Source organism: Candidatus Edwardsbacteria bacterium (assembly GCA_018821925.1).
Classification (GTDB): domain Bacteria; phylum Edwardsbacteria; class AC1; order AC1; family EtOH8; genus UBA2226.
Window position 1 is genome coordinate 1 of sequence record JAHJLF010000031.1, and the last position, 8,650, is coordinate 8,650.

Annotated in this window: 9 protein-coding genes; all 9 read left to right on the plus strand. The window is 50.1% G+C overall.

Annotation, left to right across the window (positions count from 1 at the left end):
* Positions 1–184 (plus strand): hypothetical protein (locus tag KJ869_03085; protein MBU1576175.1); only part of this gene is annotated, 184 nt, incomplete at its 5' end.
* Between the two features lie 321 nt (positions 185–505).
* Positions 506–1,606, plus strand: coding sequence for a glycine cleavage system aminomethyltransferase GcvT (gene gcvT, locus KJ869_03090; protein ID MBU1576176.1), 1,101 nt, complete (start codon positions 506–508; stop codon positions 1,604–1,606).
* Between the two features lie 157 nt (positions 1,607–1,763).
* A complete protein-coding gene (locus tag KJ869_03095; GenBank protein ID MBU1576177.1) occupies positions 1,764–2,237 on the plus strand; it encodes a DUF3887 domain-containing protein in 474 nt (157 codons plus the stop codon).
* Positions 2,238–2,460: 223 nt separating this feature from the next.
* The gene (locus KJ869_03100) at positions 2,461–3,402 is read left to right on the plus strand and encodes a hypothetical protein (protein MBU1576178.1); all 942 of its coding nucleotides are present in this window, start codon (positions 2,461–2,463) and stop codon (positions 3,400–3,402) included.
* Between the two features lie 361 nt (positions 3,403–3,763).
* The gene (gene gcvH / locus KJ869_03105) at positions 3,764–4,150 is read left to right on the plus strand and encodes a glycine cleavage system protein GcvH (protein ID MBU1576179.1); all 387 of its coding nucleotides are present in this window, start codon (positions 3,764–3,766) and stop codon (positions 4,148–4,150) included.
* A 52-nt stretch (positions 4,151–4,202) separates the two neighbouring features.
* Positions 4,203–5,519 (plus strand): aminomethyl-transferring glycine dehydrogenase subunit GcvPA, encoded by a 1,317-nt coding sequence (gcvPA, locus tag KJ869_03110; GenBank protein MBU1576180.1) that lies wholly within the window; start codon positions 4,203–4,205, stop codon positions 5,517–5,519.
* A 59-nt stretch (positions 5,520–5,578) separates the two neighbouring features.
* Positions 5,579–6,607, plus strand: a complete 1,029-nt coding sequence (locus tag KJ869_03115) for an undecaprenyl/decaprenyl-phosphate alpha-N-acetylglucosaminyl 1-phosphate transferase (protein MBU1576181.1) — start codon at positions 5,579–5,581, stop codon at positions 6,605–6,607.
* A gap of 19 nt (positions 6,608–6,626) precedes the next feature.
* Positions 6,627–7,625 carry a tRNA dihydrouridine synthase DusB gene (dusB, locus tag KJ869_03120; GenBank protein ID MBU1576182.1) on the plus strand — a complete coding sequence of 333 codons (999 nt, stop codon included), beginning with the start codon at positions 6,627–6,629 and terminating at the stop codon, positions 7,623–7,625.
* Positions 7,603–8,322, plus strand: coding sequence for a CPBP family intramembrane metalloprotease (locus KJ869_03125; protein MBU1576183.1), 720 nt, complete (start codon positions 7,603–7,605; stop codon positions 8,320–8,322). Before dusB ends, KJ869_03125 begins: the two co-directional genes overlap by 23 nt.
* The last annotated feature ends 328 nt before the right edge of the window (positions 8,323–8,650 follow it).

The following is an 8,650-nucleotide window of genomic DNA, read 5'->3' on the forward strand; positions in this document are numbered from 1 at the left end:
CGCCTATATGGATTTACCTGCGGTGGCGGAAGAACTGTCGCTGCACCGCTGCCCGGAAGTTTATGATATCCAGCTGCCTAAATGTCTTGACCACGAAACAGGGCCCCCGCAGGCAAAACATTTTTCACGGCAGCTTTTGTCGGGCAGCAGCGCTGATGCGACCCGGGACCCCGCCTTTAAGTGAAGCGGCGCATGCTTCAGCCCCGAGAAAGCAGTCATTGCATCATGGATATCCTGCTTGTTCTGGTTCAATGAGTGCCGGGGCGTAGGCCTTACTGTCCGCGGAACTGGGCGGTAAAGACTTCCTTCGACAAGGCAGGCATGATGTCCTTCTCAGGACGGCGTCTTTGGTTGCTTTCGGCGCCTGCCCTGAAAATAGCAACCCGCCTTGGTTGTGAAGGGTCATAAGAAAGTAACATTAAAGATATTGAAGCCTTGCTTCCGGATAAAAATTAATATCAGTTAGTTCATTAAATCCGTAATATATTTTCTTAATAGGAGCAAAATGGAGAACAAAACTCCCTTCTATGAACAACATGTGGCCGCTGGCGGGAAAATGGTCCCCTTCGCAGGATTTTTAATGCCGGTGCAGTATACCGGGATCATAGGGGAACACCGGCACGTCAGAAGCGCCGTCGGCCTGTTTGATGTTTCTCACATGGGCGAGATCGAGGTTTGGGGCCCGGAGGCCCTGAAATTCGTTTCCTACGTCACTATCAACGACCCGGCGGTGCTGGAAGTGGACCAGGTGCAGTATTCGGCCATGTGCTACCCGGATGCTGGTATTGTGGACGATCTGTTGGTCTATCGTTTTCCCGATCACTATTTTCTGGTGGTCAACGCCTCCAACCTGGACAAGGACTTCGCCTGGCTGCAGGAGCAGTCAAAATTTTTCGATGTCACATTAAAAAACACCAGCCCCGAAGTTGCCCAGTTGGCCCTGCAGGGCCCCAAGGCCGAGCCCCTGCTGCAGAAGATATGCGATCTCAAGCTGTCCGACATGAAATTCTACTGGTTCAAGACTGGAAAGGTGGACGGGATCGAGATGATAGTCTCCCGCACCGGATATACCGGCGAGGACGGCTTCGAGCTGTATTTTGATGTTAAATACGCCGGGCAGATATGGGAGGCTCTCTTTAAGGCCGGCCGGGAATTCAACCTCCAGCCCAGCGGACTGGGAGCCAGGGATTCATTAAGATTGGAAATGAAATACTGCCTGTACGGCAACGATATCGACAAGACCACCTCTCCTCTGGAGGCCGGACTGGGCTGGATCACCAAGCTGAAAAAGGAAGGCGATTTTATCGGCAAGGATGTCCTGTTAAAACAGAAGGCCGAAGGCGTCAAGCGAAAATTGGTGGGTTTCGAGGTGGAGGGCAACGCCTTTCCCCGACAGCATTACAAGGTATTCAAGGACGGCTCCCAGGTGGGCGAGGTGGTCAGCGGGGTGTTCTCGCCGTCGGTATCCAAGGGAATCGGCACCGCCTATGTTAAGAGCGAGCTTGCCAAGACCGGCACCGAGCTGCAGGTGGAGATCCGCGGCAAGATGATACCGGCCAAGGTGGCCGAGACGCCGTTCTGGAAGCACAGTTCAATTAAGAAATAATAAAGGTGCGTGAAGCCCGTTACTGGTCCGTGATATACGCACCGTTACCCCCAGCTAAAACCAAAAATACACGCCTGCGTGCCGTAACACACTGCGGCGTGCAGGCACGCACTTCGCTAATCCAGTAGTTATAGCCAATTACAAAAAGTGAAAGACAATGAAGCATCTTTTCCCACTCCTAATCGCAATCGTTATTGGTTGCTCATCTACTCAAAAAGATAATAAAAATAATGTTTCTGAAACGACTTCCACAAGCGACTCTACAGTCATTTCATTTACAAATAATCATGTACAAAAATACATTGGTGGAGACTTAGAAGCCGCATATAATGATTATTTGCCAAATTTTAAATCTGCTTATACTATTGATCAATTTAAAGATATGTTTAACAAACAAATTGTTCCTGCCTTTGGCAACCTGAAAAGTGCATCATTCAAGAGTATCGCACGAGGCACGAGTTATACTACGGCTGGCACTTTTGAAATAGCAACATTATTTTATAAAGCTGAAATTGATAAACCAAACACTTTTATTCGAATTGAAATTGTTACTTCCTCACCATTACCTCAAGTTGCATCATATCAATATATTAATTTTTTAAATAATGACATTCCCGAAAACATGAAGTAAGACATGTATCTGTGCATAACAAACGGGTTTGTGGCTCACACTTTGCAAATCTGCAACGGTCGTGTTCGCTGTAAATAGCCTATGGCATGGCGTTTGCATCCTATAATACGAATACAATAGTCTTATTTGAAGGCAAACGCAATGCCATCCACTGCTGCGGACGGCTATTTCACAAACCCGCAGACGTTGTGTGCAATGGTAGGAATCCTGAATGACAAAAAATATGAAAAGAATAATCATCATACTAATATTCATCACCAATTACAGTAATTTGTTTTCTCAAAATCAGGAAATCAAAAGAGATGATATTTTATATATTGGTGCACTTGAGACAAAAAGAAGTACTTGGCCGGATAACACATATGATGCAATACAAGATACAAATGTAAAAAAGATAGTCCGCCCTTTGTTTTATAAAAATGATAATCAATGGATATCATTAGAAAAGAAAATTGCAGATTATAGCATTTATCCATCTGGAAGAGAATGGTATGTTGCGTTTGATAGTAAAAATATTGGATTTTTTTATTCAAAGAGAGAACAAATAAAATGTAAGGATGCCATTTGGACATATCCAAGAGATTCATATCATAGCACTATAGGAAAGACTTTACCTACAATAGGTTCATGTAATTTTGATTTTTCTAGTTGGGCAAATGAGAAAGAATATAGACCATTAATTGTTGTATCGCATCCAAACTGTAATGACCCTGAAAAATGGAAGCCTTTTAATCCTGAGTTATCTGACTTGGAGAAAATATTTCCTATTTATAAATCATACATTGCAAAAACTTTCCCTTCATTGCAAAATATTGAAATAAAACAATTGAAATATTTGAAATCGTATCAATCAAACACTCTTAACCAATTGATTCAAATAGGAATTATAACAAATAATAATGGAATGATTTCGTATCCAGTTTGGATTTATAAATCAAATTCTGGAGAATTAATAAATATTTCAAAGATCATTGATTATAATTTTAGTCAAGACGAATTTACAGACGATGATAATTCAATAAATACTTTAATAGATGCGGGTGATTATGATAATAATGGTAAGAGCGAAATAATTTTTTGGTCATCAAGATACAATGGAGATGGTTATGTAATGTTTTTCGATGACCTCACTAAAATGATTGATTTTACATGGAGTTATCATTAATGAACCACTGCACACAACAGGGCATATATTGCATGCCGCCCCGCTTTTGGATAGTTGATTTCGTATGCACGGGTGCATCGCTTTTTGTTTACTGAATCGCACATGGAAAGGGATGGCTGGCACGCACCATATGCCAAACGTTACATATAATAGAACTACAGCGTTTTACATTTAACTTGCAATTCCCCGTGGTCTCTGCCACAGGGATACCATGTAAAGGGAAAGTTTGAAAACCGTAGGTTGTCAGGGGAATAACAACAACCTGACATACCCTGCGGTCTCTGCCGCAGGGTCATTGATTAGCAAAATTATTTTGCTTTCGAATGGATAAAATATCAAATACAAAAAAGTTGGAGGAATCATGAACTTTCCCAAGGATTTGAAATACGCCGCCAGCCATGAGTGGGCCAGGATAGAAGGCGACATCGCCACCATCGGCATCAGCGATTTCGCCCAGGGCGAACTGGGGGACATCGTCTTCGTGGAGATGCCGGCCATCGGTTCCAAAGTCGAGATGGGCAAGCCATTCGGCACCGTGGAGGCGGTAAAGGCGGTATCCGATTTAAACGCCCCGCTGTCCGGCGAGGTGGCCGAGATAAACGGCGAACTGGAGGGCACCCCCGACCTGGTCAACAAGGATGCCTACGGAAAAGGCTGGATGGTCAAGATAAAATTATCCGATGCTTCCCAGGCCGGCAAGCTGATGGACGCCGAGGCCTACGAAAAGATGGAAAAGCACGGACATTAAACCAAAATTGCAAATATGCAATTTTAAATTTCAAATTTGAAATCATTAAATTATGCCATACATTGCCAATACGCCGGAGAATATTCAGGAGATGCTGGCCCGGATAGGGGTCAAGGATTTCAAAGAGCTGATAGCTGACATCCCCCAGGATATCTTTTTAAAATCCCAACTGGATCTGCCGGCTCCGCTGTCCGAGATGGAAGCGGCCAAAGAGATCTCCGGGATCTCCAAATCAAACAAACCGGCTGGGGAGATGATATCCTTCCTGGGCGGGGGGGCTTACGATCATTACATCCCGGCGGCGGTGGACCACATCCTGTCCCGCCCGGAGTTCTATACCGCCTACACCCCCTATCAGGCCGAGGTCAGCCAGGGGACGCTGCAGGTCATCTGGGAGTTCCAGAGCCTGATAGCCGCCCTGACCGGAATGGATGTGGCCAACGCCTCGATGTACGACGGGGCCACCGCCCTAGCCGAGGCCGGGCTGATGACCTGCGGTCATACCAAGCGCAAAAAGCTGGTCATATCCAGCACCGTCCACCCGGATTACCGCGAAGTGCTGAAAACATACTGCCGGGGATTGAACATAGAAATAGCCGAGATTCCCTGGAAGGACGGAGTCACCAGTCTGGATGAACTGGAAAAAACCATTGACGATAAAACTGCGGCGGTCCTCGTTCAGCATCCCAATTTCTTCGGTGCACTGGAGCCGGTCGAGGAGATGTCCGCCATCGCCCATAAGAATGGCGCGCTATTCGTGGTCTCGGCCGATCCGCTATCGCTGGGAATTTTAAAAGCCCCCGGATCTTATGGGGCCGATATCGTCACCGGCGAGGGGCAACCCCTGGGAATTCCCATGGGGCTGGGCGGGCCTTATCTGGGGCTGTTGGCCGCCAAGAACCCCCTGCTGCGATTGATGCCGGGAAGGATCGTGGGCCAGACCACCGACAGCCAGGGTCGCGAGGGGCTGGTGCTGACCATGCAGGCCAGGGAACAGCATATCCGCCGGGAAAAGGCTTCCTCCAATATCTGCTCCAATCAGGCGCTGTGCGCCCTGGCGGCCACCGTCTATATGTCACTGATGGGCCGGGACGGCATCAAACAGGTGGCCGAGCTTTGTCTGCAGAAAAGCCATTATCTGGCGGAGCACCTGGAGCCGGCCTTTTCGGCCCCGTTCTTCAAGGAGTTCGTCTATAAGACCAAAAGGCCATCGGCTCAAGTCCTGACAGAGCTGAAGCAGAAGGGCATCCTTGCCGGACTGGATCTGGGCCGGTTCTTTAAACAACTGGAAGGCCATCTGCTGATCTCGGTGACCGAGAAGAGGACCAGGGAGGAATTGGACCTGCTGATCCAGGCGCTGACAAAATAAATTTAACCTGAGCCGTTCTCATCAAATGGGAACGGCTTCCAAATCTAAAAGGATCTGTATTGCATTATCTGACAGCGTTCTTTATAGCCGCCGTATTGAGCCTGCTGCTGACGCCGCTGGCCCTGTACGTTTCGGTCAAAGGCAAGGTGTTCGACCGGCCGGGCCTGAGAAAAATACACCAAAAGGCCATGCCCTGCCTGGGCGGAGCGGCAGTGGCAGTGGCGGTGCTGATCACCATCTGGCTGATAAAATCGTTATGGCCCGGCATCTTTTATGGACTGGCCGGGAAGTTCACGGCCATAACCTTCGGGGGCCTGCTGATCCTGGGGGTGGGGCTATATGACGATCTGAAAAGCGCCTCGGTGGCCCTGCGGCTGGTCTTTCAATTCGCCGCCGCCGGCATTCTGATCGCCGGGGGCTTCTGCGTGACCGTACTGCCCAGCCCGCTGGGGGGCGTCTTCGCACTGGGTCTTTTCAGCATACCATTTACGGCTCTGTGGATCGTATTCATAATCAACGCCATCAATTTTATCGACGGGCTGGACGGACTGGCGGCCGGCATCGCCACCATAGTCGCCGCCACCATCTTTGTCTCGGCCGAGGCCTCCGGGGAGGGGCTGATCGGCCTGCTGGCGATAGTGACCGTCGGCGCCCTGCTGGGTTTCCTGCCGTTCAATTTCCATCCGGCCCGTATCTTCCTGGGGGATTCGGGGGCCACCTTCATCGGATTCATTCTGGCGGCCATGACCACCCTGGGGACCATGAAAAGCATCGCCACCGTGGCCCTGCTGATACCAATAGCCGCTCTGGGGGTGCCGATGGTGGATACCGCCAGCGCCGTTTTGCGCCGAACCTGGCGGGGACAGATGTTCTACCGGGCCGACAAGGAACACGTGCACCACACACTGCTGACCATCGGTTTCAGCCACCAGGGGGCGGTGATGTTCCTGTACGGCATAACCGTCTTTTTGGCGATCTTGGCCATGCTGTTGTCGCTGGCCGATCGGCGGTTGATATCGATACTGGCCGGCCTGTTTTTGATCCTGGTATGGATATTCTTCAAAAAATGGCAAAAGGGCAGGGATTAATTTTTAGCGGTAAATATAATTGACCAAAATATTCGATCCAAATATTCTAAAGGGCCGGGCGGTGTTGGCCCCGATGGCGGGCATTACCGACTCGGCCTTTCGTCTTATCTGTCGCCGTTACGGCGCCGCCTTGGTGTATTCCGAGATGATCTCGGCCGAGGCCCTGTCCCGCGGGCATTCCAAGACCATCAAGATGTTATCCTTCCGGGAGGAGGAGCGGCCCATTGCTGTTCAGCTTTTCGGCACCCGGCCTTTGGCCTTTGCCGAGTCGGTGGAACGGCTGGAAAGGGATATCCAACCTGATTTCTATGACCTGAATTTCGGCTGTCCGGCCCCCAAGATAGTCAAGAACGGCGGCGGGTCGGCCCTGCTTAAATTTCCGGAAAAAATAGCCGAGATAGCCCGGGCGGTGATCAATGTCGCCAAACGTCCGGTGCTGGCCAAGATCCGCAGCGGCTGGGAGGTGGGGTCGGAGAACGCCCTGGAGGTGGCCAAACTGCTGGAGGACTGCGGCGTATCGGCCATCGCCGTCCACGGCCGGACCAGGAGCCAGATGTTCTCCGGCAAGGCGGACTGGAACATCATCTCAAAAATAAAACAGCAGGCGAAAATACCAGTGATCGGCAATGGCGATGTAACCTCGGGAGCCGAGGCCTTGAGAATGATCGAACAGACCGGATGCGATCTGGTGATGGTGGGCCGGGCGGCGCTGGGGAACCCCTTTTTGTTCGCCGATATCAATGCTGCCCTGAATACAGAAGGCAGTATGCAGAATTCAGAAGTGCAGCCGGCAAGCTGGCAGGAGCGGATGCAGGTCGTCAAGGAACATATAGCAATGTCGGTGGCCGATAAAGGAGAGCTCCGAGGCATCAGGGAGATGCGCAAGCATCTGGGCTGGTATATCAAAGGAATCCCCGGGGCGGCGGCCCTGCGCCAGGAACTGATGCATGCCGAGACCGAGGTGGAGGTGCTGAAGCTTTTGGAGAACATCGGCCATGAAAAAGGTGTCGATGAATAAGGCCATTTCGGTAAAAAATAAAAAAGACTTGTCCTTTTTACTGGCCGTTCTTACTCTGACCCCGGCCCTGGTGAACTGGCTGGCCCTGTGGCTGTTGAAAGATGCCTGGCTGGCCATCATACTCTCCACCGTCGTTTTTTACGGCGGGGCTTTCTGGCAGATCAAGGCCTACGGCCTGGAGGAGCGGATAAAACTGCCGGGCGCTAAAATATTCAAAAGCCTGGGGCTGGGCCTTTTGGTGGCGTCGGTGGCGGCGGCGCTCAGCATATATGTCGGGAATATATACTTTGGGAAAGCTCTTCCGGATGATATGCTGAAAGTATGTTCGCAAAGGCTCTATCAAAGCAACGCCTTTTCGGCCGGCTTGCTGCAATTCTTCCTATTTGTGGCAGTGATCATTCCTTTGGGCGAGGAGATGTACTGGAGGGCGGGAGTTCAGGGCCTGCTGGCCAAGCGGGCGGGGTTCAAACGGCATATCCTGGTCTCGGCCCTGCTGTTCACTGTCTATCATCTGGTGACCATAAGTTTTTTGATGCCCGGCTGGGCCGGGCTGCCCTTGATGGTCATCGTCTTTGCCGGGGGTCTGGCCCTGGCCTGGCTGACCGAATATACCGGGAACATCTGGGCGGCGGTGCTGTGCCACGGCCCGGGGGCCTGGGGTGCCACCATCTATCTGATCTGGAAGTTCTTGCGGTGAGAATATTAACGGATGTCAAGAAAAGCCATCCAAGGATGGCTTTTCTTATATAATCAGGGGATTAGGAAAAAATAGTATCATATGAAAAAAGCAAGAGGTATAAGAAATATCTGCGACAAAATGTTTTTCAAAATCTAACGCTATATGATAAACAAGGATAAAACCAAAAGCCCCGCAAAGAATGCGGGGCTTTTTATATTTACTTGGTGGGCGGTACCCCGAAAATCACTGTCTCTAGACCAGGCATCGGGGTTGCAGCAAACATTCACATTATGGTATGGTGCCCCATAAGCATTTGCTATCGGGGCTTCTGTTCGTCTTTGGAGTA

Excerpts from the sequence above, each read along its gene's own strand:
- KJ869_03125 (MBU1576183.1), top strand. The coding sequence starts at position 7,603 with ATGAAAAAGGTGTCGATGAATAAGGCCATTTCGGTAAAAAATAAAAAA.
- KJ869_03100 (MBU1576178.1), top strand. The coding sequence starts at position 2,461 with ATGAAAAGAATAATCATCATACTAATATTCATCACCAATTACAGTAAT.
- KJ869_03095 (MBU1576177.1), top strand. The coding sequence starts at position 1,764 with ATGAAGCATCTTTTCCCACTCCTAATCGCAATCGTTATTGGTTGCTCA.
- gcvPA (MBU1576180.1), top strand. The coding sequence starts at position 4,203 with ATGCCATACATTGCCAATACGCCGGAGAATATTCAGGAGATGCTGGCC.
- gcvH (MBU1576179.1), top strand. The coding sequence starts at position 3,764 with ATGAACTTTCCCAAGGATTTGAAATACGCCGCCAGCCATGAGTGGGCC.
- gcvT (MBU1576176.1), top strand. The coding sequence starts at position 506 with ATGGAGAACAAAACTCCCTTCTATGAACAACATGTGGCCGCTGGCGGG.